This window comes from Streptomyces luomodiensis (genome assembly GCF_031679605.1).
Classification (GTDB): Bacteria; Actinomycetota; Actinomycetes; order Streptomycetales; family Streptomycetaceae; genus Streptomyces; species Streptomyces luomodiensis.
On sequence record NZ_CP117522.1, the window covers coordinates 3,060,986 to 3,087,080 of the forward strand.

A 26,095-nucleotide genomic window follows, 5' to 3' on the forward strand; every position below is an offset into this window, starting at 1 on the left:
CTCCTACCGCAGGTGCGCCGTCTCGTTCAGCAGCCGCAACGACGCGTTTCCGTCCGCGTAGTACGCCACCGCCGAGAGCGAGGCCGCCGACAGCTCCATGCGGAACAGGGCCTCCGGCGGGGCGCCCAGGGCCAGCCGGATCAGCGTTTTGATCGGGGTGACATGGGTGACCAGCAGCACCGTACGGCCCGGATAACGGGCGATCAGCTTGTCCCGGGAGAGCGCCACCCTGCGCGCGACCGTCGCGAAGCTCTCGCCGCCGCCCGTGGGGGCCGCCTTGCTGGAGGCCAGCCATGCCTCCAGGTCGTCCGGGTGGCGCTCCTTGACCTCCGCGAAGGTCAGCCCCTCCCAGGCGCCGAAGTCCGTCTCCCGCAACCCTTCGTCGACACGGACGTCGAGGCCCAGGCGCCGGGCCACCACGTCGGCGGTCTCGCGGCAGCGCAGCAGCGGCGAGGTGACGACGGCCTGGATGGTGCCGCGTGCGGCGAGCGCCGCCGCCACCCGCTCGGCCTGGTGGCGGCCGACCGGGGAGAGTCCGGGGTCGGTACCGCCGCTGCCGGAGAAGCGCTTCTCGGGGGTGAGCGGGGTCTCCCCGTGCCGGAGCAGGACGAACGTGGCGGGGGTGCCCAGATCCGCCGCGGGCCGACCGACCATGGAGGCCCGGTCGGTCGCCGAGGCCCGGTCGGTCGCCGTAGTCCGGTCGGCTGCCGGGGTCCTGCTGTCTGCCGGGGTCCGGTCGGCTGCCGAGGCCCTGCCAGCCGCCGGAGCCCCGCCGACCGCCGGCGCCCCGCCGACCGCCGGGGCGTCGCCCGTCGCGGTGGGCTCGGCGAGGGTGTCGGCGGCGGGCGCGGCGGCCTCCGGCGCGCCCGCCGCCAGCGTGCCGCCCGGCGGCACCTTCGGCTGCCACTGCTCGCCCCGCTTGCCCGCGTCCATCGCCTCGTTGGCGAGCCGGTCCGCGTGCTTGTTCCGCTCGCGCGGGATCCACTCGTACGTCACCCGGCCGGGCGGGAAGACCGCCTTGGCGTCGGCGGCGAGCGGACGCATGTCCGGGTGCTTGATCTTCCAGCGGCCCGACATCTGCTCGACGACGAGCTTTGAGTCCATCCGCACCCGGACCCCGGCCTCCGGGTCCAGGGCGTACGCCTCCCGCAACCCGGCGATCAGGCCCTTGTACTCGGCGACGTTGTTGGTCGCGGTGCCGATGTACTCGGCCGCCTCGGCGAGCGTCTCACCGGTCTCCGCGTCGCGCACGACCGCGCCGTAACCGGCCGGTCCCGGGTTGCCCCGGGACCCGCCGTCCGCCTCGACGATGAAGCGCCGCGCCATGGGCCTACAGCCCCGACTCGGGCGTACGGACCAGGATCCGGCGGCAGTTCTCGCACCGCACCACCGTGTCGGGGGCCGCCGAGCGCACCTCGTTGAGCTCGGTGATGGCGAGCTCCTGGCGGCAGCCGTCGCAGCTCCGCTGGTAGAGCCGGGCCGCGCCGATACCGCCCTGCTGCTCGCGCAGCTTGTCGTAGAGCTTCAGCAGATCGGCGGGGATGGTCCCGGCGATCACCTCGCGCTCCTTGGTGACGGTCGCGACCTCGGCGTCGATCTCCTCGGCCGCCGCGTCCCGGCGTGACGTGGCGTCGCCGATCTTGGCCTGGAGGGACTCCACCCGCCCGGTCAGCTCGGTGACCCGCTCCTGGACGGACTCCCGGCGCTCCATGACCTCCAGGACGACGTCCTCCAGGTCGCCCTGGCGCTTGGCGAGGGAGGCGATCTCGTGCTGGAGGTTCTCCAGGTCCTTGGGCGAGGTGACGGCGCCGGAGTCCAGGCGCTTCTGGTCGCGGGCGGCGCGCTGGCGCACCTGCTCCACGTCCTGTTCGGCCTTGGTCTGCTCGCGGGCGGTGTCGCTCTCCTCGGTCTGCGCGGCGATGAGCAGGTCACGCAGCTGGGTGTGATCGGCGTTCAGAGTCTCGATCTCGGCGTGCTCGGGCAGCGTTCGGCGCTTGTGCGCGAGCTGCGACAGCCGGACGTCGAGCGCCTGGACGTCGAGAAGGCGGATCTGATCGGCGGGCGCGGCATTCAGCGTGGGGCTCCAGGGGAGTCGATGGGACGGAACGACGATAGAGAGGTCGAGCGGGGCGAGCGTCAAGCAGGAATCAACAGGCGTCAAGCAGTCATCAAGCGGAGAGGGACGGAGCGGTCGCGCCGACGGCCGGGGCCGCGGCGTGGGCCGTCCAGGGGTCGGTGACCGTACGCGAGACATGCGTCCGCAGGTCCCAGCCGTGCCGGTCGGAGATCTCGTCCAGCTGGGCCGCGGCCTGCTCGGTCCAGGGCCATTCGGTGGCCCAGTGCGCGGCGTCCACCAGGGCGAGATCGCTGTGCTCGCGCGCCTCCGAGGACGGGTGGTGGCGCAGATCGGCGGTGAGGAACGCGTCGACCCCGGCCGCGCGCACCACGTCGAAGAGGCTGTCCCCGGAACCGCCGCTGACGGCGACCCGGCGGATCGTACGGTCCGGATCACCGGCGGCGCGGATGCCCTGCGCGGTGGCGGGCAGCCGGGCGGCGGCGCGCTCGGTGAACTCCCGCAGCGTCTCGGGGTGGTCCAGCTCGCAGATCCGGCCCAGACCCCGGCGGCCCGCCGGGTCGGTGGCGTCCGGCACCAGCGGACCGACGATCCGCAGATCGAGCGCACCGGCGAGGGCGTCGGAGACACCGGGGTCGGCGGTGTCGGCGTTGGTGTGCGCGACATGCAGGGCGATGTCGTTCTTGATCAGCGTGTGCACCACCCGGCCCTTGAAGGTGGAGGCGGCGACCGTGGTCGTCCCCCGCAGATAGAGCGGATGGTGGGTGATCAGCAGATCGACGCCGAGGTCCACCGCCTCGTCGGCCACTTGCTGAACGGGGTCGACGGCGAACAGCACGCGGGTGACCTCGGCGTCGGGGTCACCGCACACCGTGCCGACGGCGTCCCACTGCTCCGCCCGCTCGGGCGGCCAGAGGGCGTCGAGTGCGGCGAGGACGTCGTTGAGTGAGGGCACGGAGCAAGGCTACCTCCCGGATCACGGCTGAGCCCTGCCCCGGCCTTCACCCAGCGCGACCCCCGCCGGGGCGTGCCTCCCCGCGAGGACGCGCCCCCGCCAGGACGCGATCCCCCGCCAGGGCTCGGGGCGAACGTCCGCTGGGACGCGGGGCGCCCCTCCCGACGTCCGGCACCGTGCCCCGCCTCGGCTCGCTCCCGCCGAACTCATCCCCCACAGCACACTCAGCACCGACCTCTCAGGCGAATCGGGCAACCGCCACACTTACGGGTGGAGCGCACCCATTACGGCCTTCGGCAGGCAGTACGAAAACTACTTTCAGTGGCCGGAGGTGACCGACCGATGACTGCCTGTGCCTTCGACACCGCCCTCACCGGGGGCGTCGGCGACCGGCCGCGAGGGGGTTTCACCATCGCCTCGGACCGCTCGTACGGCGCGCGGCTCGCGCTCAGCGCGGAAGCGGGCTGCTGGTACCCGGAGCGCTGGACGCTGGACGGCCCGGAGCCCTACGCCGTGCCGTTGCCCGCCGCCCAGCCCGAGGAGCCGGACAGCGAGCTGCTGCCGCTGGCCGACGGGCAGGTGCTCATCCACCGCCGGGTGGCCGGCCACCACGCCTTCTCGCTGCTCTACCCGGCCGGCCCCGGCACCGGCGAACGCCCGCTCGGTGTCATCGACCGCGCCGAGGTCTCGCTGCTGCCGCCCGCGCCCGGCGGTCTGTGCGCCTTCGCGCTCGGGCGCGGACAGCGGTCCACCTCCGTCTGGCTGGTGTTCGGCGGCGGCGTCCTCGCCCCCCTGCACCTGGCCGAGGTACCGGGCCGCTGCACCGGCGGCAGCTGGCTGGACCGCACCGGCCGGCTGCTGGCGCTCGACCGCGAACTCGACGGCCGGACGAAAACGGTGGTGGTCGATCTGCGGCGCGGCGGTGAGACCAGCCCGCTGCTGCAGATCACCGAGCGCAGCGACGACCGGCTGCTGCTCGCCGACCCCGACAGCGGTCTGCTGCTCGTACGGTCCGACGCGCCCGGGGACGAGCGGCTGGGGTGGGGCGTGCTGGGCAGCACGCTGCCGGTGAGGTTCCCGGACTGTCTGCGGCCCGCGGGACCGTCGGAGGCCACGCCGTTCGCGGTGCAGCCGGGGCAGGTGCTGACGCCGGAGGCGTGCGCCGTGGCCTTCCGCATCGACGGACCGAACGGTTCCGGGCGGCCGTGGGTGGGCGTATGGCGACCGGCGGAGCGGCGGTTGCGCGAGTTCCCCGCACCGGAGGGCTGGCTCGCGGGCGCGGGCCTGTGGACCCGGGACGGCGAGCTGCGGCTGCCGTACGTGACTCCCCAGGTGCCCTGCGGGCTGGCGCGGGTGCGTCTGCCTGGGATGCCTGGAGTGTCTGAGGTGCCTGGGGTGCTGGGAGCACCGGGGGCGTCGAGGCTGTCGAGGGGCTCCTGGGCATCGGCGCCGGGCGGCCGGGGTGCGGCGCGGATGGCGGACGTCACGGACACGACGGGCGTCGCGCGCGCTTCCGCAACGTCGTGGACGTCCGTCACGTCCTCGGCAGCGGAGACGCCGTCGAGGCCGGAGAGACCGTGGGCACTGGACGACGCGACGGGGGCGCGGCGGATCGCGCGGCGGGTGACACGGACGGCCGAACCGTCCGGCGCGCCCCTGCCCCCGACTCCGGCTCCGGCCCCGGCCGAGGCCGGGGCGCGGGCGGTCCAGACGCCGCGGACGGCGACCCCCGCGGCCGGGATCGCGACCAGAATCACACCGTGGACTCGGGTCGGGCCCGGCGGCCCCGGCGGCCCCGGCGGCCCCAGCGATCTCGACGGACCCGGCAGTCTCGGCGGGCCCGGCAGATCCGACAGTCTCAGCGGACCCGACGGACCCAGCAGCCTCGGCGGGCCCGGCAAACCCGGCAGCCTCAGCAGATCCGGCGGCCTCAGTGGACCCGGCGACCCTAATAGCCTCGACGGACCCAGCGGACCCGACAGCCTCGACGGGCCCCGCAGGCCCGGCAGCCTCGGCAGTCTCAACGGGCCCGACGGTCCCAGCAGTCTCCCCGGGCCCGGCGGTCTCGGCGGGCCCGGCGGTCTCGGCGGGCCCGGCGGTCTCGGCGGGCCCGGCGGTCTCGGCGGGCCCGGCGGTCTCGGCGGGCCCGGCGGTCTCGGCGGGCCCGGCAGACCCCACAGCGCCAGTGATCCCGGCGGCCCCGGCGGCCCCGGCGGCCTCGATAGACCCAATGGACACAGCGGACCCGACAGTCTCAGCAGTCTCGGCGGACCCGACGAACCCAGCAGCCTCGATAGACCCAGCGGACACAGCGGACCCCGCGATCTCGGCAGGCCCAACGGCCCCAGCAGTCTCAGCGGGCCCGGCGGCCCTGGCAGCCTCTACAGACCCAGCGGACCCGGCAGACCCGATGGCGCCAGTCGTCTCGGCGGCCCCGGCGGCCCTAGCAAACCCGGCGATCTCAGCAGGCCCGGCAGTCTCAGCAGGCCCGGCGGTCCCAGCGAACCCGACGGCCCTAACAGCCTCGACAGACCCAGCGGACCCGGCGGTCCCAGTGGACCCGGCGGTCCCAGCGAACCCGGCGGTCTCAGCAGGCCCGCCAGTCTCAGCAGTCTCGGCGGACCCGGCAGGCCCGACGCACCCGGCGGTCTCAGCGAGCCCGGCAGGTCCAACGGCCCCAGCAGCCTCGACGGGTCCCGCGATCTCGGGAGACCCAGCGGCCCCAGCGATCTCGGCGGGCCCGGCTCCGTGCGGTCGCCTGGGCTTGCGCCGCCGCGGGTGCCGGAGCCGACGCCGGGCCGGGCGCGGGTGCCGGAGGCCGAGGCCGGATCGGGCGTCGAGCCCTGGGGCGGGACCGGGTCATGGGCCGGGGTCGAGCAGGAGATGGGACCCGATCCGTACCCTGAGCCGGACCTCGGTCCAGGCCCTGATCCAGGCCCTCCCGACCCCGACGCGGGCCCCGCCCTGCGGCCCGTACCGCTCCAGCAGGCCCCGCTCGCGCGGCCCCCGCTGGCCCGCCCACCCCGCTGGGTCCGGGATCACCGCCCTGGTTAGACTCGGCCGGGGCTGCGCGTCCCTGTGCTCTGTCGTGCGCGGGACGCCCCAGGTGATGCGCGTGGAAGCTCGTGTTCCATCGTGACCAGCCCTTTTGCACCGTACAAAGAGATCTGACGGGGTGACGTACCCACCATGTCCGAAACCCACATCGACACGACCCAGGCGCGCCCGCAGGACGCCGCCGCGGCCCAGGCCGATGGCGGTCAGGGCAAGCACCGGGGGCAGGCCGCGTCGGAGGAGACCCAGGCACCGGCCCACGGCCGCCACCGCCGCCCGAGCGAAACCCGCTCCTGATCCTGAAGAGCGTCGAGATCGTCGACATTGTCCTCTAGGGGTCCGAGGGCCCTCCTCGATCGGCGGGCGGGCCGGATTCCCCGTGGGGTTCCGGCCCGCCCGCCGATCGTGGTCACCCCAGTCACCCCCGTTTGAGACCCAGCACCTCCACCGCCGCGAAGCCCTCCCCGCTCCGCTCCGCGAAGTACGGCGTCAGCACCGCGTCCAGTTCCTCGAAGCCGAAGGCGTCCCCCTTCGCGTCCAGCTTCGCCGCCACCTTCGGCCGCTCCAGGATCGCCACCATGCCGCCGTGCACCACGAACACCTGGCCGTTCACCTTCGCCGCGCCCGGTGAGGCGAGATAGCCGACGAGCGGGGCCACGTGTTCGGGGGCGAGGACGTCGAGGCGGCCGTCCTCCGGGAGCTCAAGGTCCGCGAAGACCTCCTCGGTCATCCTCGTGCGGGCACGCGGGCAGATGGTGTTGGCCGTCACCCCGTATTTGGCGAGCGCCGCCGCCGTGGAGGTGGTCAGCCCGACGATGCCGCCCTTGGCCGCCGCGTAGTTCGGCTGGCCCGGCGAACCGGCGAGGAACGCCTCGGAGGAGGTGTTGATGATCCGGCCGTGGACCGGGCCGCCCCGCGCCGCCTTCGACCGCTCGCGCCAGTGTGCGGCGGCGAAGCGGATGGTGTTGAAGTGGCCCTTGAGGTGGACGCGGATCACCGAGTCCCACTCGTCCTCGGTCATCGAGAAAACCATCCGGTCCCGCCGGATGCCCGCGTTGTTGACCAGGATGTCCAGCGTGCCGTAGGTGTCGATCGCGAGCTGGACCAGCTCGCCCGCCTGCGTGAAGTCGGCCACATCGCCCACGTGGGCGGTGGCCCGGCCGCCGGCCGCGCGGATCTCCTCGGCGACCTCCTCGGCGGGTCCGGCCGATGCCTCGCCCGTGCCGTCGCGTCCGCCCTGTCCGTAGTCGTTGACGACAACACTGGCGCCCAGGCGTGCCAGTTGCAGGGCCTCGGCGCGGCCGAGCCCGCGTCCGGCGCCGGTGACGATGGCGGTCTTCCCGGCCAAGGGGCCCGTCTTCCCGGCCGGCGGGTCCGTCTGCCCCGCCAGCGGACCGGTCTTCCCCACTGGCGGGCCCGTCAGATCTCGATGCATGTGCGCAGCGCCTCCCCGGTCCGCATCTGGCCGATCGCGTCGTTGATCTCGCCGAGCCGCACCCGGTGGGTGATCAGTCCTTCGAGGTCGATCCGGCCCGCGCGCCACAGGTCGATGGTCCGCCGGTAGGCGCGGAGCACATCGCCGCCGCCGTACAGCGAGGGCAGGATCCGCTTCTCGTCGAAGAACAGCTCGAACATGTTGAACTGCACGAAGTCGTCCGTCGCCCCGGCCCCGACCACGCACATCGTGCCGCCGCGCCGGGTGGTCTCGTAGGCCCGGCGGGCGGTGTCGGAGCGGCCCACGACCTCGAAGACGTAGTCGAAGCCCTCGCCCGCCGTGACGGTGTTCCGGGCGGCGTCGAGACCGTCCGGGGCCACCGCCTCGGTGGCCCCGAACCGCAGCGCGGCCTCGCGCCGCGACTCCACGGGGTCGACGGCGACGATCTGCGCGGCGCCCGACGCCCTGGCCCCCTGGATGACGCTGATGCCCACCCCGCCGCAGCCGATGACCGCGACCGACGAACCGGCCGCCACCCGGGCGGTGTTGAAGACGGCCCCGAGCCCGGTGGTCACCCCGCAGCCGATGAGGGCCGCGATGTCGTACGGGACGTCGTCGGGGATCGGTACGGCACAGGGCGCGGGGAGGACGATCTCCTCGGCGAAGGTGCCGGTCCCGGACATGCCGAACAGCTCCTCCGGACTGCCGCCGGGGCGCCGGAAGTTGGGCGTTCCGGCGCTCATGAACCCGGACAGGCACAGCTCGGTCTGGCCACGCCGACAGGACGGACAGCCGCCGCACGCGGGCAGCCAGCACACCAGCACCCGGTCGCCGGCGCTCAGCCCGGTCACCCCGTCGCCCACCTCGACGATCTCGCCCGCGCCCTCGTGGCCGGGGACGAAGGGGGCGGGCTGCGGCAGCACCCCGGCCATCGCGGAGAGGTCGGAATGGCACAGTCCGGTGGCCCTCACCCGCAGCCGGACCTTGCCGGGGCCGAAGCCCAGCGCCTCGACGTCGTCGAGGACCTCCAGCTTGTCCTGTCCCGTCTCATGCAGTACGGCAGCGCGCACGACGCCTCCTTGGGGATCGGGTCCTCGGGATCGGGTCGTTGGGAATCAAGCCGGCCCAGGACGGATCGGGCCGGATCAGATGGGATCAGGTGTGCTCGACGATGGTGTCGGTGAGGACCGGCGCGTCGTCCCGCTCGACGGCGGTCGCCGTCACATGGACCCGCTCCGGGTCCTGCCACATCCGGACGCGCAGGGTCTCGCCGGGATACGCCACCCCGGCGAAGCGGGTGGTGTACGAGCGCACCCTGGTGACGTCCCCGTCCAGCGCCGTGTCCACGACCGCCTTGAGCACGATCCCGTACGAGCACAGTCCGTGCAGGATGGGCTTGTCGAACCCCGCGGCCTTGGCGAACTCGGGATCGGCGTGGAGCGGGTTCCAGTCTCCGGAGAGCCGGTAGAGCAGCGCCTGGTCCTCGCGGATGGTCCGCTCCACGGTGCGGTCCGGTGCCCGGTCCGGCGGCGGCCCCACCCGGCCGGAGGGGCCGCGCTCACCGCCGAAGCCGCCCTCGCCGCGGACGAAGATCCGGGTGTCGCTGGTCCACAGCGGGCCGTCCGCGTCGGCGACGTCGGTACGCAGCACGATGACCGCCGCCTTGCCCTTGTCGTAGACCGCGGCGACCTTCGAGGTCTGGGTGGCGTCCCCGCTCACCGGGATCGGCCGGTGCAGTTCCACGGTCTGACCGCCGTGCAGTACGGCGGCGAGGTCCACATCGACCCCGGGTGCGCTCAGGCCCCCCGCGAGCGCCATACCGCCGCCCGCGACGGTGGCGAAGCTGGGGAGGACGTGGAGCCTGCTCTCCAGGGTGTAGCGGAGCTCCTCGGGGTCGGTGGCGGGGACACCGGCGCCGATGCCCAGGTGATAGAGCTGGATGTCCTTGTGTCCCCAGGAGAGACCGGTGCTCCGGGGTTCGGCCGAGACGGCCTTGGCTGCATCGATGGGCATAGGGGGACAGCACTCCTTGGTCCGCTCGCTCGGCCACGGTCCGAAGACCCCGGCCCGCCCGTCCGCACCGTCGGCCGCGCCGGGGTCGTCGCTGGTCGGCCGGGTCGCGTCACCGACGCGGGTATACCGACGTGGGCATCCCGACATGCGCATGTAGAACGCGTTCTAGCCGATGGCCCCTGTATAGCCCAATCGCCCCGAAGGGGGAAGGGCGCTGACGACCCATCAGACGATATGGCCGGCCCCTGGGACACATGTCACGGCCATCCCCCCACATTCGCATCTGCCCAGCTCATACGGGCCTCCGTAAGGTCAGGCGCATGTATGAGACCGCCGCCCGTATCGAGCGCCTCAAGCCGCCGGGTCGCCGCGCCTTCCTGCCCTGGCTCTTCATGCTCTCGGGGGACGTGCAGAGCCTCTTCAAGGGGAAGACCCCGCTGCCCTGGCTCGGCGGCGCCGGAGCCGTGGCCTTCGTGGCGCTCTACGTCGCGACCGTCTACACCGGCCTCGACGAGCGCCGTCGCCACACCAGGATCCCGCTGCTGGCGCTCGCCGGGCTGACCGCGGTCACCTACGCGCTGGGCATCGGTTACGCCGGGGACTGGCTGCTGTGCTTCCCGCTGCTCTCGCTGGCCTCCGGGATCGCGCTCCGGGGGCCGGGGCGGCGACTGGGGCCACTCATCCTCGTCTTCTCCGGCTCCGCCGGGGTCATCGCCGGGATCCGGGGCGGCGCCTCGGACTCGCTGACGGTCTCCTACGGAACCGTCCTGTCCGGTCTGGTGACGGCGGCCATCCTGTCGCTCTTCGAGACCGTCGCCCAACTCCGCGCGACCCGCCAGGAGCTGGCCCGTACGGCGGTGGAGAAGGAGCGGCTGCGGTTCTCCCGCGATCTGCACGACCTGCTGGGCCACACCATGTCGGTCGTCGTGGTCAAGGCGGAGGCGGTACGCCGGCTCGCACCGAAGAACCTGGAGGCCGCGCTGGGGCAGGCCGCGGACATCGAGGCGGTCGGCCGGCAGGCGCTCACCGAGATCCGCGAGGCCGTCACCGGCTACCGCGAGGGCAGCCTGGCCACCGAGCTCGACCGGGCCCGCTCGGCACTGGACGCCTCCGGCATCGAGGCCGTCATCCGCCGCTCCGGGCCGCCGCTGGCCCCGCAGACCGAGGCACTGCTGGGATGGGTGGTCCGCGAGGGCGTCACCAATGTGGTGCGGCACAGCGGGGCGGTCCGGTGCGAGATCGAGGTGCGCGGCGAGACGGACCGGGTGCGGCTGGAGATCACGGACGACGGGGGCGGCGTAGGCTCCCGTGCTGCCAGTGCGGCGGACACGGCAGGCATGGCAGGCACGGCCGTGGACGGCGCGATCGGCGGTACGGGGCTCAAGGGCCTGGCCGAGCGGCTGTCCGCGGCGGGCGGCTCACTGGAGTCCGGCCCCGGCGGGCGCCGGGGCTTCCGGCTCGTGGCCGAACTGCCGGTGGACACGGAGGAGCCGATGGAGACCGAGGCCAAGGAGGCCCGGAGGGCGTGAACGACGCGAAGGGTACGACGGGCGTGGGCGACGCGGGGGCGAAGGGCTTGGGCGACGCGGGCGCAACAGGCCACACCGGCGCTACGGGCCACACCGGCGCAACAGGCCACGCCGGCGGCACGGACAGCGCAGGCGGCACGGACGGCACGGGCAGTACCGCCGGCGCTGGCGGCGTGATCAGGATTATGCTCGCCGAGGACCAGGGGATGATGCGGGGCGCGCTCGCCCTGCTGCTCGGGCTCGAGGAGGACTTCGAGATCGTCGCGCAGCTCGGGAACGGCGACGAGATCGTGCCCCAGGCCCTGGAGACCCGACCCGATGTAGCGCTGCTCGACATTGAACTTCCCGGCCGCAGCGGTCTGGACGCCGCCGCCGCGCTGCGCGAGGCGCTGCCGGGGTGCCAGGTTCTGATCCTGACCACTTTCGGCCGCCCCGGCTATCTGCGCCGGGCGATGGAGGCGGGTGCGGCCGGGTTCCTGGTCAAGGACGGCCCGGTCGAGGAGCTGGCCGTCGCGATCCGCCGGGTCCTGGCCGGTGAGCGCGTCATCGATCCGGGCCTGGCCGCCGCGGCCCTCAGCGCGGGCCCCAACCCGCTGACCCAGCGCGAGCGCGATGTGCTTTCGGCGGCGGTGGACGGGGCGACGGTCGCGGACATCGCGACCAGGGTGCACCTGTCCCCCGCCACTGTGCGCAACTATCTCTCCTCGGCCATCGGCAAGACCCAGACCCGCAACCGCATGGAGGCCGTTCGCGCCGCCCGCCAGAACGGCTGGCTCTGACCCCCGCCGCGATTCCTACTCGTTTGATAATCTCGCCCCATGAGTGAGATGCCGTACAGCGTCGGGGAGGGCCCGGCCACCAGAGTGAGCCTCTCCCTCCCGGAGGGGACGGCCGAGGCGATTCGCCGACGGGTCGGCAAGCGAGAGTTCTCCGCGTTCATCACCGCGGCTGTGGAGCGGGAGTTGCGCGGCCAGATCCTCGACGAGTACCTGGCCGACTACGAGTGTCGTAAGGGGCCGGTTTCCGACCACGAGCAGGAACGGGCACGGCGGGTCTTCGACGAGGTATTCGCCGAGGAGGGGCAGTGGCCCGCCGCAAGCTGAGCCACGAGGGCACCCTCGTCCTCGACTGCGAGGGCCTCTCGAAGCTGGTGAACGACCACGAGCCTGTGGTGGCCCTGGTCGCGGAGGCGCGCAAGCGCGGCATGGAGGTGGTGATCAGCGCACTGACCATCATCGAGGCCGCGCACCGGCGGACCGACCGCCCACGGCTGGCCTGGGTACTGTCCGGGACGCGGATCGTGCCCGTCGGCGACGAGGATGCGAAACGCGCCTCCGCGATGCTCATCGCCGCCGGGCTGCACGGCCACAAGTACGCCATCGACGTCGCGGTCGCCGAGATGGCGCTGCGGCAGCGTCGCCCTGTCGTCATGCTCACCTCGGACGTCGATGACATGACGAAGCTGTGCGGCGAGAAGGTCCGTCTCGTGGCGGTGCAGACGGCAGCGGCGCATGGGGCGGCGAAGCCCTGCGCGGCCGAGGGGCGGCCCGCGGTGCCGGTCCGGTGAGGCCGTAGGGCAGGATGGGCCGGTGACTCAGTCTGCTGCCGCCACCACGCACCCGGCTCCCGACCACACCGTGCTCGCCGCCTTCGAGGAGGCGAAGGGCTTCATGCCGCTGGACGAGGGGCTCGCCCTGTACGCCGCCGCCGCGGAGGCCGCGGCGCTGGGGCTGCCGCTGGTGGAGGTCGGCACGTACTGCGGGCGCTCCACCATCCTGCTGGCCGACGCCGCCCGCGCGGCGGGGACGGTCGCCGTGACCGTGGACCACCACCGGGGTTCCGAGGAGCAGCAGCCGGGCTGGGAGTACCACGACCCGGAGGTGGTCGACCCCGAGATCGGGCGGATGGACACGCTGCCCACCTTCCGCCGCACCCTCCACCGGGCGGGCCTGGAGGACCATGTGATCGCCGTGGTCGGGCGGTCCCCGCAGGTCGCGGCGGTGTGGGGGCGACCGGTCGGGCTGGTGTTCATCGACGGCGGGCACACCGACGAGCATGCGAGCGCCGATTACGAAGGCTGGGCGCCACATCTCGCACCGGGCGGGCTGCTGGTGATCCACGATGTCTTCCCCGATCCGGCCGACGGCGGTCAGGCGCCATACCGGATCTACCGCCGCGCGCTCGCCTCCGGCACGTTCACCGAGGTCTCCGCGACCCGCTCACTGCGCGTCCTGCGCAACACCGAGACCACGCCCCGGCCTGCCCCGCCAGCCTGAGCCACGCCCCCGGCCCCACCCCGCCAGCCTGACCCGCGCCCCCGGCCCCACCCCGCCAGCCTGAGCCACGCCCCGCGGCCCCACCCCGCCAGCCTCAGCCGCGCTTCCGGCCTGCCCCGTCCGCCTGACCCGCGCCCCCGGCCCCGCCCCGCCAGCCTGGCCCGCGCCCCCGGCCCCACCCCGCCAGCCTGAGCCACGCCCCCGGCCCCACCCCGCCTGCCTGAGCTGCCACCCGGCCCGTCCCCTTCCGCGCGCACTCCGAACCGAATGCGCCCCGCCCGGAGTACGCCCTCGGCCCGAGCGCGCGGCCGGGGGCACACGGCCGGGGGCCCGGCACCCCCATCAGCCGCTGCCGGACAACGCCCCCCACCGGCCCCGCACCGGAAGCCCCCCGGTGGCACACCACGACGAACGCCCCCACGGCCGGGTCCGACCGGAAAACCCGGCAGCCACCAGAGGCCAGGGCGATGTACGGCACCCCAGTGCGAGTACGCCCCCGCCCGAGCGCACGGCTGGAGGCGCCCAGCCGACCCATCGGCGACTGACGGACGTCGCCTCCGCCGGGGCCGGGGCAGCGGCCCTTCGGCCGGACCCGGCCACCACCGAGGTCGGGGCGGAGAGTCCCCAACCGGACTCCGGCCACCACCGGAAACCGAGGCAGCGAGCCCCCAACCGAACCCAGCCGCCACCGAAACCGAGGCAACGGGCCCCCGGCCGGACCCGGCCACCGCCGGGGCCAGGGCGGCGGCGGGTGGTGGCGGGCGTTTGGGGCCACGGCGCGGTGGGCGGCGTCGCCGGTGCCGGCTTCTGGGGGGTGGCGGGGGCCCGGTTAGCATCGCCCGCGTGTCCAACGGCAGCTTTCCTCCTGAGTCCGGTCGCCGCGGCGGCACTCTCGCGATCGTCCTGGCGGCGCTGATACCAGCCTGTTGCGTCGCCTTCTGGCTGCTGTCGAGTTCCCCCGGCGGTTCGAAGGACGACGACGCGGACGGGGGCAGCGGGTCCACGGCCCCCTCCACGCCCTCGGCCACGGCCTCCCCGTCGTCCGGTAAGCCCCTCCAGGGCAAGGTCGTGGTCATCGACCCCGGCCACAATCCACACAACCGCGACCACCCCTCGCAGATCGCCCGGCTCGTGGACATCGGCACCAACAAGAAGGAATGCGACACCACCGGCACGGCTACCAACTCCGGCTACCCCGAGGCGTCCTTCACCCTGGACGTGGCACGCCGCGTCCGCTCCGTGCTCGAAGCGCGGGGCGCCACCGTGCGGTTCACCCAGGACGGCGACCGGCCGTACGGGCCGTGTGTGGACGAGCGCGCGGAGATCGGGAACGAGGCGCACGCCGATGCCGTGGTCTCCGTCCACGCGGACGGTGCGGCCGCCGGGCAGCGCGGTGTCCATGTGATCCTGCCCGAGTCCGTGCGGGGCGGCGACGCGGACACATCAGCCATCACCACCCCCTCCCGTCACCTCGGCGAGCGGCTGCTCGACCGGTTCGTCCAGGCCACCGGCAGCGAGCCCGCGCAGTACATCGGCGACGGCAGCGGACTGGACGTCCGGGGCGATCTGGGCGGGCTCAACCTGTCCACCGTGCCCAAGGTGTTCATCGAGTGCGGCAATATGCGCGACGCCCAGGACGCCGCCCAACTGACCGATCCGGCATGGCGCGAGCGCGCGGGCCGCGGTATCGCACAGGGCATTACGGACTTCTTGAACGAGTAGCGCCGTCGCAACCGAACGGGAGGTCACGACCGTGAAACCGATGGGACACCCTCGGTCTCCGCCGGGAGATTCCCCCGTACGATGGGGCCCACCCCCGACGCCTTCGCGCCACGCGCCTGGCGGCAGCGCTACGTACAGACAAAACCGACAAAGGACCTCACGTTGAACATCCGCTCGCTCACTCGAGGCGACGGCGTGGTGATCGGAGCAGCGGTGCTGCTGTTCATCGCCTCCTTCCTCGACTTCTACACCATCGACTGCGGCAGCAGCAGCTTCTGCAAGGACGCCGGTGAGAACGGGTGGGAGTCCGACTTCTTCCCCGTACTGCCGTCGATCTTCCTCGCCGGTGTGATCGCCGCCGGGCTGATCGTCTTCGCGCGTTTCCAGCCCCCGGCCCGCAACCTGTTCGGGCTCTCGCTCGAGCAGTGGGGCTCGGCGTTCGCGGTCTTCGCGGCCTGGAGCTCGCTGTGGACGATCCTCGGTGGCCCTGAGGGGGTCGACAAGGGCGTCGGGCAGATCCTCGGCCTGATCGCCACCCTGGCGATGGCCGCCGTCGCGCTGCTCAGCCAGCGCGTCCCGGCCCTGAAGGCCCCGCTGATGAACGCCAACGCCGGCGGCCCGGCCCCGGGCCCGTACGGCGCCCAGGCCCAGCCGGGTTACGGCTACCCGGGTCCGGGCGGTGCCCAGCCCGGCGCCCCCGCGCCGTACGGCACCCAGCCCGCCCAGCCGCAGGCCGGCCAGCCCTTCGGCGGCCAGCCGGCCCCGGCCCCGGCTCCGGCGTCCTCGGGCGGCGGCGACTTCTCCCCGTTCTGGTTCGCGGTTCCGGTGGCCCGTCCGCTGTACGCCGAGGACGGTTCGTCGAGCACCATCGCCGAACTGGCCCCCGGCACCTGGTACCTCGCGGTGGAGCAGCGCGGTCAGGCGCTGGTCGCCCAGACGCAGGACGGCCGCCGCGGTGTGCTTCAGGACACCACGGGGATCCAGCGCGGCTGACCCCACCGCACGCGTCCCCTGACGTGACGCGGCTCCACGGCCCCTCGCCCGAACCATCGGGCGAGGGGCCGTTGCCATGTGCGCCCCGGGCCCGTACAGTCCGCCGGACCGACGGCGCGTCAGCCGCACCGTCGGCCCGGCGGACGGGGAAGGGGCTCGTATGCGGCTCGGTCTGGCGCTCGGCTACTGGGGCCGTGGCCCCGACCCCCAGCACCTGGAACTCGCCCGGGAGGCGGAGCGGCTGGGCTACCACTCGGTGTGGACCGCCGAGTCCTGGGGCTCGGACGCCTTTACGCCGCTCACCTGGCTCGCCGCCCACACCAGCCGCATCCGGCTCGGCACCGCGGTCGCGCAGATGGCCGCCCGTACCCCCACCGCCACCGCGATGCAGGCGCTCACCCTGGACCATCTCTCCGGCGGCCGGATGATGCTGGGCCTGGGGCTGTCCGGTCCGCAGGTCGTCGAGGGCTGGTACGGGCGTCCGTTCCCGAAGAGCCCGCTGACCGCGACCCGTGAGTATGTCGAGGTGATCCGGCAGGTGCTGGGCCGGGCGGCGCCGGTGCGGCTCGACGGGCGCTACCACGCGCATCCGTACACCGGCCCGGACGCCACCGGGCTCGGCAAACCCCTCAAGTCCATCGTCCATCCGCTGCGCGCCGACCTCCCGGTGCTGCTGGGGGCGGAGGGGCCCAAGAACATCGCGCAGACCGTGCGCATCGCCGACGGCTGGCTGCCGCTGTACTGGTCGCCGTCGCGTACGGAGCTGTACCGGGCCGCGCTGGCCGACGCCCGGGACGGCTTCATGGTGGCGCCGATGGCGCAGGCCCGGGTGTGCGCCGATGTCGCCGAGGGGCTGAAGCCGGTGAAGGCGATGCTCGGCTTCTACATCGGCGGTATGGGCCACGCGGCCCGTAACTTCCACGCCGATCTGATGGGCCGCTTCGGCTACGAGGCCGAGGCGCGCCGGGTGCAGGAGCTGTTCCTGGCGGGCCGGCGCGCCGAGGCGATCGACGCGGTGCCGGACGCCTTCGCCGATGAGATCTCGCTGGTCGGGCCGCGTGAGCGGATCGCGGAGCGGCTGGAGCTGTGGCGGCGGGGCCCGATCACGGATCTGCTGGTACTCGCCCCGGACCCGGAAACCCTGCGGGTGCTGGCGGAGCTGACGGGCTGAACGCCTCGTACGGGTGTGCGGCCGCGCCGGGTTTGGCCCCGCTTCGGGCGGCAACACGTGAGGCATGTCACGAAGTTATCGCCACGGAAGCAATCAGGCGGCGACCGTCGTGGCGGTCGTCGCGGACGTCATGGCCGTCATCCTCGGCCTCTGGATCCTGTTCGCCCTTCTCGACGCCAACCGCGCCAACGACCTCGTGACAGTGGTCCACGACGCGGCGAGCTGGCTCGCGGGCTGGTCCCATGACCTGTTCACGATGGACACGGACTGGCTCCGCACCGTCCTCAACTACGGCCTGCCGGCCGTGGTGTACCTCTTCGTCGGCCACGCCATCGCCGGGCGGCTCCGCCGCGGTTAGCCCCGATGGCGGTGACGTAGGGGTGGGAGTGGGGCAGCGGACAGCGGACATGCCGTAGCGGCGGCCTCTCGCCGCAGCGGACCCACCGCAACCCGGGCGCCCGGTCACGACGCCAAGCACACGGCCCTGACCCAAGCACACGGCCGCGACGCCAAGCACACGGCCGCGACGCTACGCGCAGCAGTCCGAGTCCAGCCCGCGCGGCAGGCCCTCGCCGCCGAAGACGGCCGTGGTCGCCTCGTCGCCGCCCAGCGCCGCCACGGCGAGCAGCAGCGACCCGGCCGTCCAGGTGGTCCGCTCCTCCGGCCAGACCGCGTCGTCCTCGAAGACGTAGCCCGTCCAGTACATCCCGTCCTCGGCCCGCAGCCGCGGCTGGATCCACCTGAGGATCTCCACCGCGCGGTCGGACTCCCCCATCGCCCAGAGCGCGAGCGCCAGTTCGCAGCTCTCGCCGCCGGTGACCCAGGGGTTGGGGGAGACACAGCGCACCCCGAGCCCCGGGACCACGAAGCGGTCCCAGCCGGCTTCGATGCGCTCCTTGGCGGCGGCGCCGGTGAGGGCGCCGCCGAGGACCGGGTAGTACCAGTCCATCGAGTAGCGGTGCTTGTCGAGGAACCGTTCGGGGTGGTGGCGTATGGCGTGGCCGAGCAGTCCCGCCGACAGCTCCCAGTCGGGCTGGGGCTCCTCGCGGTGCTCGGCGATGGCCAGGGCGCAGCGCAGCGCCTGGTAGACGGAGGAGGAGCCGGTCAGCAGGGCATCGGTGTCGACGGAGCCGTCGGCGCGGCGCCGCCAGCCGATCTGGCCGCCGCTCTGCTGGAGCGCGAGGACGAACTCGACGGCCGCGAAGACGGTGGGCCAGATGGTGTCGAGGAAGGCGTCGTCGCCGGTGGACAGGTAGTGGTGCCAGGCGCCGACCGCGACGTAGGCGCAGAAGTTGGACTCCCGGCCGCGGTCGGTGGGGTCGGTGGCGGCCACGCCGTCGGGGGTGTCGGGGTAGGCCGCGTACCAGGAGCCGTCGGGGTTCTGGTGCTCGGCCAGCCAGCGGTAGGCGGCCGCGGCGCGCTCGTGCTCGCCCGCCGCGTCCAGCGCCATCGCGGCCTCGGTGTGGTCCCAGGGGTCGAGGTGGTGGCCGCGGAACCACGGGATGGCGCCGTCCGCGCGCTGGACTGCGGCAATGCCCTCGACCGTGCGCAACACCTGCTCGGGGTCGAGCACCCCGGGCAGTGCGAGCCGTTCGGTACGGGGGCCGGGGCGCGGTCCGAGCGCCGTCACGCCTGGCCCTCGCGCGGGGCGTGGGGCTTGGTGGCGTAGGCCACGAAGCTCTTGCCGATGACCGGGTTCAGCGCGCGTTCGGCGACCCGCGTGGCCAGCGGCTTCTTCATGATGTCCCACACCAGCAGCTTGTGGTAGGCGCGCACCGGCAGCGGCGCCTCGTCACCGTCCTTGTCCACGCCGAAAGCGCACTTGAGCCACCAGTAGGGGCTGTGCAGCGCGTGTGCGTGGTGGGTGCCGTACGGCCGCAGTCCGGCCTCGCGCATCTTCTCCAGCAGCTCATCGGCGCGGTAGATGCGGATGTGGCCGCCCTCGACCTCGTGGTACGCGTCCGACAGCGCCCAGCAGACCTTCTCCGGGCCGTAGCGCGGCACGGTGACGGCGATCCGGCCGCCGGGCCTGAGTACCCGCACCATCTCGGCGAGTACGCCCTTGTCGTCCGGTATGTGCTCCATCACCTCGGAGATGATGACCACGTCGAAGCTGTCGTCGGGGAAGGGCAGGGCGAGGGCGTCGCCCTCCATGGCGGTGGCCGTGGCGCCCGCCGGGGCCTCGCCGGCCTCCTTCATGGCGGCGAACCACTTGGCGACCTCGCGTATCTCGTCGCCGTTGCGGTCGAGCGCGACGACCTGGGCGCCGCGCCGGTAGCACTCGAAGGCGTGCCGGCCGGCACCACAGCCGAGGTCGAGGACGCGATCGCCGGCGGCGAGGGGGAAGCGGGAGAAATCGACGGTCAGCACGGGGGTCTGCTTTCGTCCGGCGGGATCGTGGGGCGGGGTAGGCGGAGTAGGGGGCAGGGGCCGGGGCGCGGGTCCGCGGCACGGGTCAGCGGCGGGCGGCCCGTGCGGACGCGCCGATGGCCTCGCGGTACCGCTCGACGGTGCCGCGGGCGGCCTGTTCCCAGGTGAAGCGCCGCAGCACCCGCTCACGGCCGGCCGCGCCCAGCCGGCGTCTGAGGTCGGCGTCGCCGAGCAGCCGGGTCAGGGCCGTGGCGAGCGCGTCGGCGTCGCCGGGCGGCACGGCCAGGCAGGTCTCGCCGTCCGCCCCGGCGACCTCGGGTATCGCACCGCCGGTGGTGGCGACCAGGGGGGTGCCGGTGGCCATGGCCTCGGCGGCGGGCAGCGAGAACCCCTCGTACAGCGAGGGCACACAGGCGATCTGGGCGCCGCGCACCAGGTCCACCAGTTCGGCGTCGCTGATGCCCTTGACGAACTCGACGGCGCCCTCGAGCCCGTGGCGGGCCATGGCGGCGGCCACCGGCCCCTCCTGTGGCCGCTTGCCGACGACCACCAGATGGGCCTCGGGGGTGCCGGCGCGGACCTTCGCGAGCGCCTCGATCAGATACACCAGGCCCTTGAGCGGCACATCCGCGCTGGAGGTGGTGACGATGCGTCCGGGGACCACCGGGACGGCGGGGTCGGGCGAGAACAGTGCGGTGTCCGCGCCGATGTGCACCACATGGATCCGGTCCGGCCGCACCCCGAGGTCCTCGACGATCTCCCGTCGGGAGGAGCCGGAGACGGTGAGCACCGAGGGCAGCCGCCGGGCCACCCGCTTCTGCATCCGGGTGAAGCCGTACCAGCGGCGCACCGACAGGCGCCGCTTGAAGCCGTCGGCGGCGTCCAGCTCCAGCTGCCGGTCGACGGTGATCGGGTGGTGGATGGTGGTCACCAGCGGGAAGCCGATCCGCTCCAGGCCCAGCAGTCCGTATCCCAGGGTCTGGTTGTCGTGGACGACGTCGAACTGGCCGGGGCGCGCGGCGAGATGGCGGCGGGCGCGCAGGCTGAAGGTGAGCGGCTCGGGGAAGCCGCCGGTCCACATGGTGGAGACCTCCAGGGCGTCGATCCAGTCCCGGTACTCCTCGCGCCGGGGGGTGCGGAACGGATCGGGCTGGCGGTAGAGGTCGAGGCTGGGCAGCTCGGTGAGGGTGACGCCGTGTTCGGCGTCGAGCACCGGATACGGCTGGGCGCCGATGACCTCGACGGTGTGGCCGAGCCGGGCGAGCTCCCGGGAGAGATGGCGCACATAGACGCCCTGGCCCCCGCAGAATGGATTCCCCTTGTAGCTGAGCAGCGCGATGCGCAGCGGACGTTCGTCGGGGGCGGTGGGGGGCACTGCTCGCAGCGGGTCGGCCCCGGTCTCCTGCGCGGCCTCTGCGGTCACTCGCGCCCCCTCCTTGGTGCAGTTCAGCGGGAGCGTATCCGCTTCCGTTCAGCTAGAACAAGTTTCACTAGCGCATCGCCTGAGGAGTCTCGAAGATACCCGCCCCGGACGGTCTCTCCAGGACCGGGGCAGGTGATCCCTACCACTCGGTAGCCGGGGCGCCGGGGTGAAGTTGACGACGGACGAGTCCACCGGGCCGGCCACCCGCCGACCCGGCCGCGCACACCGCGCGCACCGCGCACACCGCACGGCAGCAACCTGCCCCAACTGCGTGGACACGGGTGCTTCGGGCAGGTCCCGCGCTAGCCTAGAACGAGTTCCAGTGGCTCACAGGCCCGGTTCCGGTCCTGCCGCCATGCACGATGTCCGCTTGCCGCCGACCCGCAGACGCAATACCTCCGAAGTGGGACATATGACCGCAGAAGTCAAGCCGGCCACCCTTCAGCTGACCGAGCGGCAGGAGGCGCGCCGCCGACGCATCCTGCACGCCAGCGCCCGGCTGGCCAGCCGGGGCGGCTTCGACGCGGTCCAGATGCGCGAGGTCGCCGAGAACTCCGGCGTGGCGCTCGGCACCCTCTACCGCTACTTCCCCTCCAAAGTGCATCTGCTGGTGGCGACGATGCAGGACCAGTTGCAGCACATGCACGAGACGCTGCGCAAGCGGCCGCCGACCGAGGACGAGCCGGCCGCCCGGGTCGCCCAGACCCTGATGCGCGCCTTCCGCGCCCTCCAGCGCGAACCCCATCTGGCCGACGCGATGGTGCGCGCCCTGACCTTCGCCGACCGGTCGGTCAGCCCGGAGGTGGACACGGTCTCCCGGCTCACCACCGCGATCATCCTCGACGCCATGGGCCTGCCGGACGCCCCGACGGCCGAGCAGCTCTCCGCGGTCCGGGTCATCGAACACACCTGGCATTCGGCGCTGATCACCTGGCTCTCGGGGCGCGCCTCGATCGCCCAGGTCAAGATCGATATTGAGACCGTCTGCCATCTGATCGACCTCACGGCCCCCGCTCCGGCCCGCTAGCCGGGCGGATCGCGCACCGGCGCACACGGAATACCCACCGACCGCACACCCATTGCACACCCGTCACGCACCGATCACACATAACTCGCGCACCCACCACACACGATGTGCACATAGGGGCGCACGGGCCAAACTCTGCGCCCCTTAAAGCCTCCGGGTGTGGTTTGTGCGCCCTTGCGCCCCCTCTTGGCTCAAATTCCGCGTTCACGCCCTGCCCAATCCCGGTATTCATGAACGGCGCGCGACAGAGCCACAACGGCGCGCAACAAGAGAACAGCATCGTGGGGGGTGGAGAAATTCGTGATCCGGTTACTTCTGGTACACGATTCAGGTCTGTTGCGGTCGGCCCTGGCCTCTTTACTAGGGACCGAACCGGACATCGAGGCGGCCGCGTGCTCCTGGCGCGACGCGCGTAGCAGAGCCCGTTCCTTACAACCGCATGTGTGCGTGGTGGACGCCGACTGCCCGGCCTCCGACCGGGCGGCCCGCAAAGGCGAGTTGGGGAAGATCGTGGCCTCCGTCTCCGGGGAGGGCGGTGAGTGCGGACTGCTGGTGCTGGTCAACGCGGAGCGACCGGGTCCGCTGCGCCGCGCCCATGAGGCCCGCGCGCTCGGCTACGTCGACAAAGATGCCCCGCCACAGCGGCTGATCGAGGCGATCCGGCAGGTGGCGAGGAAGGAGCGCTATGTCGACGAGGCCCTGGGCTACGGCTTCCTCCAAGCGGCCGAGATCCCGCTGACCGAACGCGAGCTGGGTGTGCTGTCCCTGGCCGCCGACGGCGCCTCCATCCCGGAAATCGCCCGCACGCTCCACCTGTCCACCGGGACGATACGCAACTACCTGGCCGCGATCACCCGTAAGACCGGTGCGCGCAACCGCGTGGACGCCATACGCATATCCCAGGTCGCGGGGTGGGTCTGACCGGGACCGGCGACGACCCGAGGACGCCGCTCGGGGTGGTGGTCATGGCGCCGGTCGGGGTGGCTGTCGGGGCACCCGTCGCGGTGGCGGTCGGGGTGCCCGTCGTGGCGTCGGCCGGGGCGCCCGTCGGCGCACCCGTCGCAGCGCCCACCGGCACACCCGTCGCAACACCCCTCGTGGCGCTATTCGTCGGGGGGAAAGACTTGCTCACCCGTGTCCGTCAGCCGGATGGCGATTGCCTCGACCGGACAGCCCTCGGCCGCAGCCAGCACCGGCTCGGAGGCGTCGGCCTCCGGCTCGGTGGGATGCGACTGCCGCGCCCCGTCGAGCCGGAAGGCGCCGGGGGCGGTGGCGGCGCACATCCCCGAGCCGATGCACACGCCGCGGTCCACCTCGATCCGCCAGCGGTCCCCCATCAGCCCGGCTCCCCGTCCCAGCCCTGGGGCAGGTGGATCATCTTGTGCTCCAGATAGGCGGAGAACCCCTCCGGGCCGAACTCCCTGCCCAGACCGGAGTTCTTGTAGCCGCCGAACGGCCCGAGCATGTCGAGGCTGAAGGTGTTGACGGAGTAGGTGCCGGTGCGGACGCGCCGCGCGAAGTCGATGCCGTGCCCGACGTCCGCCGTCCATACGGAGCCCGACAGACCGTAGTCGGAGTCATTGGCGATCCGGGCCGCCTCCTCCTCGTCGCCGTACGGCAGCAGACAGATGACCGGGCCGAAGATCTCCTCACGGGCGATCCGCATGTCGTTGCCGACGTCGCCGAAGAGCGTGGGCTCCACGTACCAGCCGGTCTCCGGGGCCCTCGGGCGGCCGCCGCCGGTCAGCACCTTGGCGCCCTCGCGCTGCCCCAGCGCGATGTAGTCCAGCGACCGCTTCTGCTGCCGCCGCGCCACCAGCGGCCCGACCTGGGTGGCCGGGTCCAGGGGGTCGCCGACGACCAGGGCGGAGGCGGCGGCCACCAGACGCTCGGCGATCTCGTCGTAGTGGGCGCGCGGCGCGAGGATACGGGTCTGGGCCACGCATGCCTGTCCGTTGTTCATCCAGGCGTTGGGCACGATCCCGGCGACGGCCGTCTCAAGGTCCGCGTCCGGCAGGATCACCGCGGCCGACTTGCCGCCCAGTTCCAGCGTGACCCGGGTCAGCCGGCGCGAGGCGACCTCCATGACCCGTTTGCCGGCCGCGACCGAGCCGGTGAACGACACCTTGTCCACGCCCGGGTGGCCCACCAGATACTCGCTGACCTCGCGGTCGGCCGGAAGGATCGACAGCACCCCCTCGGGCAGCCCCGCCTCGGCCACGATCTCCGCCAAGAGGTAGGAGTCCAGCGGCGTCTCGGGCGACGGTTTGAGGATCACCGAGCATCCCGCGAGCAGCGCGGGCGCCAGCTTCGCGGCGGCCACGAACTGCGGCACGTTCCACGGCACCACGGCCGCGACCACCCCGACCGGCTCCCGCCGCACCAGCAGCGGGCCGAGCACCCCGGCCCGCCGCTCCTCGTAGACGAAGTCGCGGGCCACGGTGATGGCCGCGTCCCACACCATCATCGCGCCCAGCGCCTGGGCCAGGACGCTCCAGGAGTACGGGGAGCCGTTCTGCGCGCTGATGAGCCGGGCGATCTCCTCATGGCGTACGGCGATGGCGTCCTTGATCCGGGTGACCACCGCGATCCGCTCGTCCAGGCTCGTCCGGGCCCAGGGCCCCTCGTCGAACGCCGTCCGCGCCACCGCGACCGCCCGGTCCACATCGGCCCGGGAGGCGTGCGGCACCCGGCCGATGACCTCCTCGGTGTGCGGCGAGACGACCTCGATCACGTCCGTACCGGCCGGATCGGCCAACGCGCCGCCGATGAAGAGCTGTCCGTGCTCGATGAGGTCGCTCATCGTCGAGCCTCCCGCCACTCGCCCCGATCTGACGCCGAATCTGACGCAGCATCAGAACTGATACCAGTTGCGGTTATAGTGGGCAATGCTTGTGTCGAGGAGAGGGGCGCCGATGGCGCGGGGGACGCGGAGGACGCAGGTAGCGCGGGTGACCGAGCACGGCGGCGGGGTGTGGAGCATCCCGGTCCCGATCCCCGACAACCCGCTCGGGTACACCCTCGTCCACCTCCTCGACACCGACCGCGGCCCGGTCCTGATCGACACCGGCTGGGACGACCCCACCGCCTGGGACACCCTCACCGCCGGGCTCGCCGCCTGCGGCGCCTCCGTCTCCGACGTCCACGGCGTCCTCGTCACCCATCACCACCCCGACCACCACGGGCTGTCCGGCCAGGTGCGGGAGGCGTCCGGTGCGTGGATCGCCATGCACGCCGCCGACGCCGAGGTCGTCCGCCGCACCCGCGAGGCCGAGCCCACCAGCTGGCTCGACTACCTCGCCGAGAAGCTCGCCGTCGTCGGCGCCCCCGAGGACCACCTGGCCCCGCTGCGCGCGGCCCGCGCCTCGGGCCGCGCCGCCGCCCTCCCGCGCGGCCGCCCCGCCCAGCCCGACCGCGAGATCGTCCCCGGTGAACTCCTCGATCTGCCCGGCCGCCGGATGCGCGCCATCTGGACCCCCGGCCACACCCCCGGCCATGTCTGTCTGCACCTCGAAGAGACCCACCCGGCGGCCGGCGAGGACGCGCCCGGCCACGGCCGGCTCTTCTCCGGCGACCATCTGCTGCCCGAGATCAGCCCGCACATCGGGCTGTACGAGGACCCCGACGACGCCACCGTCACCGACCCCCTCGGCGACTACCTCGACTCCCTCGAACGCGTCATCGCCCTCGACCCGGCCGAGGTGCTCCCTGCCCACCAGTACGCCTTCACCGACGCCCCGGGCCGGGTGCGGGCCCTGCTGCGCCACCACGAGGAGCGGCTGGCGGGGCTGCGTACCCTGCTGGTCGACCGCCCGCTGACGCCGTGGCAGCTGGCCGAGGCCATGGAGTGGAACCGCCCCTGGGCCCAGATCCCGCACGGCTCCCGCACCATCGCGGTCTCGGAGGCGGAGGCGCACCTGCGCCGGCTGGTGAAGCTGGGCAGGGCGGAAGCGGTGCCGGGCAGCAATCCCGTGCGGTACCAGGCGATATGAGTGACGCATGAGGGTGCCGGTCCTTCCGGCCGGGGGCTAGGGTCCTTCTTCCGGATCTCCA

General features: G+C 73.1%; 24 protein-coding genes and 1 pseudogene. 14 read left to right on the forward strand and 11 right to left on the reverse strand.

The window, feature by feature from the left end; genetic code table 11:
* Positions 1 to 3 precede the first annotated feature (3 nt).
* From PS467_RS13135 to PS467_RS13145, 3 genes are all read right to left on the reverse strand, one after another.
* On the reverse strand, positions 4 to 1,326 hold the full coding sequence (locus PS467_RS13135) for a bifunctional RNase H/acid phosphatase (protein ID WP_311035431.1): 1,323 nt from the start codon (positions 1,324 to 1,326) through the stop codon (positions 4 to 6).
* Between the two features lie 4 nt (positions 1,327 to 1,330).
* Positions 1,331 to 2,074 carry a zinc ribbon domain-containing protein gene (locus PS467_RS13140; RefSeq protein WP_268976935.1) on the reverse strand — a complete coding sequence of 248 codons (744 nt, stop codon included), beginning with the start codon at positions 2,072 to 2,074 and terminating at the stop codon, positions 1,331 to 1,333.
* A 94-nt stretch (positions 2,075 to 2,168) separates the two neighbouring features.
* Positions 2,169 to 3,029 carry a Nif3-like dinuclear metal center hexameric protein gene (locus PS467_RS13145; protein WP_268971678.1) on the reverse strand — a complete coding sequence of 287 codons (861 nt, stop codon included), beginning with the start codon at positions 3,027 to 3,029 and terminating at the stop codon, positions 2,169 to 2,171.
* Positions 3,030 to 3,371: 342 nt separating this feature from the next.
* On the opposite strand from PS467_RS13145, the gene PS467_RS42110 reads away from it, so the two are divergent.
* Positions 3,372 to 6,083, forward strand: coding sequence for a hypothetical protein (locus PS467_RS42110; protein WP_432280577.1), 2,712 nt, complete (start codon positions 3,372 to 3,374; stop codon positions 6,081 to 6,083).
* Between the two features lie 135 nt (positions 6,084 to 6,218).
* A complete protein-coding gene (locus tag PS467_RS13155; protein WP_268971679.1) occupies positions 6,219 to 6,380 on the forward strand; it encodes a hypothetical protein in 162 nt (53 codons plus the stop codon).
* A 121-nt stretch (positions 6,381 to 6,501) separates the two neighbouring features.
* Here PS467_RS13155 and PS467_RS13160 read toward each other — a convergent pair whose 3' ends face one another.
* The 3 genes from PS467_RS13160 to chsH3 all read right to left on the reverse strand — a co-directional run bounded on the left by PS467_RS13160 (position 6,502) and on the right by chsH3 (position 9,531).
* A complete protein-coding gene (locus PS467_RS13160) occupies positions 6,502 to 7,518 on the reverse strand; it encodes a 3-oxoacyl-ACP reductase (protein ID WP_311035432.1) in 1,017 nt (338 codons plus the stop codon).
* The gene (locus PS467_RS13165; protein WP_268971681.1) at positions 7,503 to 8,588 is read right to left on the reverse strand and encodes a Zn-dependent alcohol dehydrogenase; all 1,086 of its coding nucleotides are present in this window, start codon (positions 8,586 to 8,588) and stop codon (positions 7,503 to 7,505) included. Before PS467_RS13165 ends, PS467_RS13160 begins: the two co-directional genes overlap by 16 nt.
* Before the next feature lie 85 nt (positions 8,589 to 8,673).
* A complete protein-coding gene (gene chsH3 / locus PS467_RS13170; protein WP_311035433.1) occupies positions 8,674 to 9,531 on the reverse strand; it encodes an enoyl-CoA hydratase ChsH3 in 858 nt (285 codons plus the stop codon).
* A gap of 320 nt (positions 9,532 to 9,851) precedes the next feature.
* Between chsH3 and PS467_RS13175 the strand changes: the two genes are divergently transcribed.
* From PS467_RS13175 to PS467_RS13215, 9 genes and pseudogenes are all read left to right on the forward strand, one after another.
* The gene (locus PS467_RS13175; RefSeq protein ID WP_311035434.1) at positions 9,852 to 11,060 is read left to right on the forward strand and encodes a sensor histidine kinase; all 1,209 of its coding nucleotides are present in this window, start codon (positions 9,852 to 9,854) and stop codon (positions 11,058 to 11,060) included.
* 173 nt (positions 11,061 to 11,233) lie between these two features.
* Positions 11,234 to 11,839, forward strand: coding sequence for a response regulator (locus PS467_RS13180; protein WP_311039839.1), 606 nt, complete (start codon positions 11,234 to 11,236; stop codon positions 11,837 to 11,839).
* 39 nt (positions 11,840 to 11,878) lie between these two features.
* Complete coding sequence (locus PS467_RS13185) at positions 11,879 to 12,163, forward strand: hypothetical protein (protein WP_311035435.1); 285 nt, start codon at positions 11,879 to 11,881, stop codon at positions 12,161 to 12,163.
* Positions 12,145 to 12,555: pseudogene (locus tag PS467_RS13190) on the forward strand (hypothetical protein); the annotation flags it as partial. The gene PS467_RS13185 and the pseudogene PS467_RS13190, both read left to right, overlap by 19 nt.
* Before the next feature lie 94 nt (positions 12,556 to 12,649).
* Positions 12,650 to 13,336 (forward strand): class I SAM-dependent methyltransferase, encoded by a 687-nt coding sequence (locus tag PS467_RS13195; protein WP_311035436.1) that lies wholly within the window; start codon positions 12,650 to 12,652, stop codon positions 13,334 to 13,336.
* Positions 13,337 to 14,179: 843 nt separating this feature from the next.
* Positions 14,180 to 15,058 carry an N-acetylmuramoyl-L-alanine amidase gene (locus tag PS467_RS13200; RefSeq protein ID WP_311035437.1) on the forward strand — a complete coding sequence of 293 codons (879 nt, stop codon included), beginning with the start codon at positions 14,180 to 14,182 and terminating at the stop codon, positions 15,056 to 15,058.
* Between the two features lie 162 nt (positions 15,059 to 15,220).
* Positions 15,221 to 16,051, forward strand: a complete 831-nt coding sequence (locus PS467_RS13205) for a DUF5336 domain-containing protein (RefSeq protein ID WP_311035438.1) — start codon at positions 15,221 to 15,223, stop codon at positions 16,049 to 16,051.
* 160 nt (positions 16,052 to 16,211) lie between these two features.
* Entirely contained in the window at positions 16,212 to 17,222 is a 1,011-nt protein-coding gene (locus PS467_RS13210) for an LLM class F420-dependent oxidoreductase (RefSeq protein ID WP_268971695.1), read from the forward strand.
* Positions 17,223 to 17,286: 64 nt separating this feature from the next.
* On the forward strand, positions 17,287 to 17,580 hold the full coding sequence (locus tag PS467_RS13215; protein WP_268971697.1) for a hypothetical protein: 294 nt from the start codon (positions 17,287 to 17,289) through the stop codon (positions 17,578 to 17,580).
* Between the two features lie 171 nt (positions 17,581 to 17,751).
* Here the strand turns inward: PS467_RS13215 and PS467_RS13220 are convergent, their stop codons facing one another.
* The 3 genes from PS467_RS13220 to PS467_RS13230 form a co-directional block, all read right to left on the reverse strand.
* Positions 17,752 to 18,852, reverse strand: coding sequence for a prenyltransferase/squalene oxidase repeat-containing protein (locus PS467_RS13220; RefSeq protein WP_311035439.1), 1,101 nt, complete (start codon positions 18,850 to 18,852; stop codon positions 17,752 to 17,754).
* Entirely contained in the window at positions 18,849 to 19,592 is a 744-nt protein-coding gene (locus tag PS467_RS13225; protein WP_268971699.1) for a class I SAM-dependent methyltransferase, read from the reverse strand. The genes PS467_RS13220 and PS467_RS13225 overlap by 4 nt, the downstream gene beginning before the upstream one ends.
* Before the next feature lie 85 nt (positions 19,593 to 19,677).
* Positions 19,678 to 21,015, reverse strand: a complete 1,338-nt coding sequence (locus PS467_RS13230) for a glycosyltransferase family 4 protein (RefSeq protein WP_311035440.1) — start codon at positions 21,013 to 21,015, stop codon at positions 19,678 to 19,680.
* Positions 21,016 to 21,427: 412 nt separating this feature from the next.
* Between PS467_RS13230 and PS467_RS13235 the strand changes: the two genes are divergently transcribed.
* Positions 21,428 to 22,042: a TetR family transcriptional regulator gene (locus tag PS467_RS13235; protein WP_268971701.1), complete on the forward strand. Its 615-nt coding sequence runs from the start codon at positions 21,428 to 21,430 to the stop codon at positions 22,040 to 22,042.
* A 300-nt stretch (positions 22,043 to 22,342) separates the two neighbouring features.
* Positions 22,343 to 22,963, forward strand: a complete 621-nt coding sequence (locus PS467_RS13240; RefSeq protein WP_311039840.1) for a response regulator transcription factor — start codon at positions 22,343 to 22,345, stop codon at positions 22,961 to 22,963.
* Positions 22,964 to 23,145: 182 nt separating this feature from the next.
* On the opposite strand, the gene PS467_RS13245 is transcribed toward PS467_RS13240, so the two are convergent.
* Together PS467_RS13245 and PS467_RS13250 are read right to left on the reverse strand one after the other, a co-directional pair.
* On the reverse strand, positions 23,146 to 23,379 hold the full coding sequence (locus PS467_RS13245; RefSeq protein ID WP_311035441.1) for a ferredoxin: 234 nt from the start codon (positions 23,377 to 23,379) through the stop codon (positions 23,146 to 23,148).
* On the reverse strand, positions 23,379 to 24,845 hold the full coding sequence (locus PS467_RS13250; RefSeq protein ID WP_311035442.1) for an aldehyde dehydrogenase: 1,467 nt from the start codon (positions 24,843 to 24,845) through the stop codon (positions 23,379 to 23,381). The genes PS467_RS13245 and PS467_RS13250 overlap by 1 nt, the downstream gene beginning before the upstream one ends.
* Positions 24,846 to 24,957: 112 nt before the next feature.
* Between PS467_RS13250 and PS467_RS13255 the strand changes: the two genes are divergently transcribed.
* A complete protein-coding gene (locus tag PS467_RS13255; protein ID WP_311035443.1) occupies positions 24,958 to 26,034 on the forward strand; it encodes a Strvi_7410 family MBL fold metallo-hydrolase in 1,077 nt (358 codons plus the stop codon).
* Positions 26,035 to 26,095 lie beyond the last annotated feature (61 nt).

Coding starts and splice junctions, on each gene's coding strand:
- PS467_RS13135 (WP_311035431.1), bottom strand. CDS start 1,326: ATGGCGCGGCGCTTCATCGTCGAGGCGGACGGCGGGTCCCGGGGCAAC.
- PS467_RS13210 (WP_268971695.1), top strand. CDS start 16,212: ATGCGGCTCGGTCTGGCGCTCGGCTACTGGGGCCGTGGCCCCGACCCC.
- PS467_RS13235 (WP_268971701.1), top strand. CDS start 21,428: ATGACCGCAGAAGTCAAGCCGGCCACCCTTCAGCTGACCGAGCGGCAG.
- PS467_RS13175 (WP_311035434.1), top strand. CDS start 9,852: ATGTATGAGACCGCCGCCCGTATCGAGCGCCTCAAGCCGCCGGGTCGC.
- PS467_RS13155 (WP_268971679.1), top strand. CDS start 6,219: ATGTCCGAAACCCACATCGACACGACCCAGGCGCGCCCGCAGGACGCC.
- PS467_RS13160 (WP_311035432.1), bottom strand. CDS start 7,518: ATGCATCGAGATCTGACGGGCCCGCCAGTGGGGAAGACCGGTCCGCTG.
- PS467_RS13250 (WP_311035442.1), bottom strand. CDS start 24,845: ATGAGCGACCTCATCGAGCACGGACAGCTCTTCATCGGCGGCGCGTTG.
- PS467_RS13215 (WP_268971697.1), top strand. CDS start 17,287: ATGTCACGAAGTTATCGCCACGGAAGCAATCAGGCGGCGACCGTCGTG.
- chsH3 (WP_311035433.1), bottom strand. CDS start 9,531: ATGCCCATCGATGCAGCCAAGGCCGTCTCGGCCGAACCCCGGAGCACC.
- PS467_RS13245 (WP_311035441.1), bottom strand. CDS start 23,379: ATGGGGGACCGCTGGCGGATCGAGGTGGACCGCGGCGTGTGCATCGGC.
- PS467_RS13185 (WP_311035435.1), top strand. CDS start 11,879: ATGAGTGAGATGCCGTACAGCGTCGGGGAGGGCCCGGCCACCAGAGTG.
- PS467_RS42110 (WP_432280577.1), top strand. CDS start 3,372: ATGACTGCCTGTGCCTTCGACACCGCCCTCACCGGGGGCGTCGGCGAC.
- PS467_RS13255 (WP_311035443.1), top strand. CDS start 24,958: ATGGCGCGGGGGACGCGGAGGACGCAGGTAGCGCGGGTGACCGAGCAC.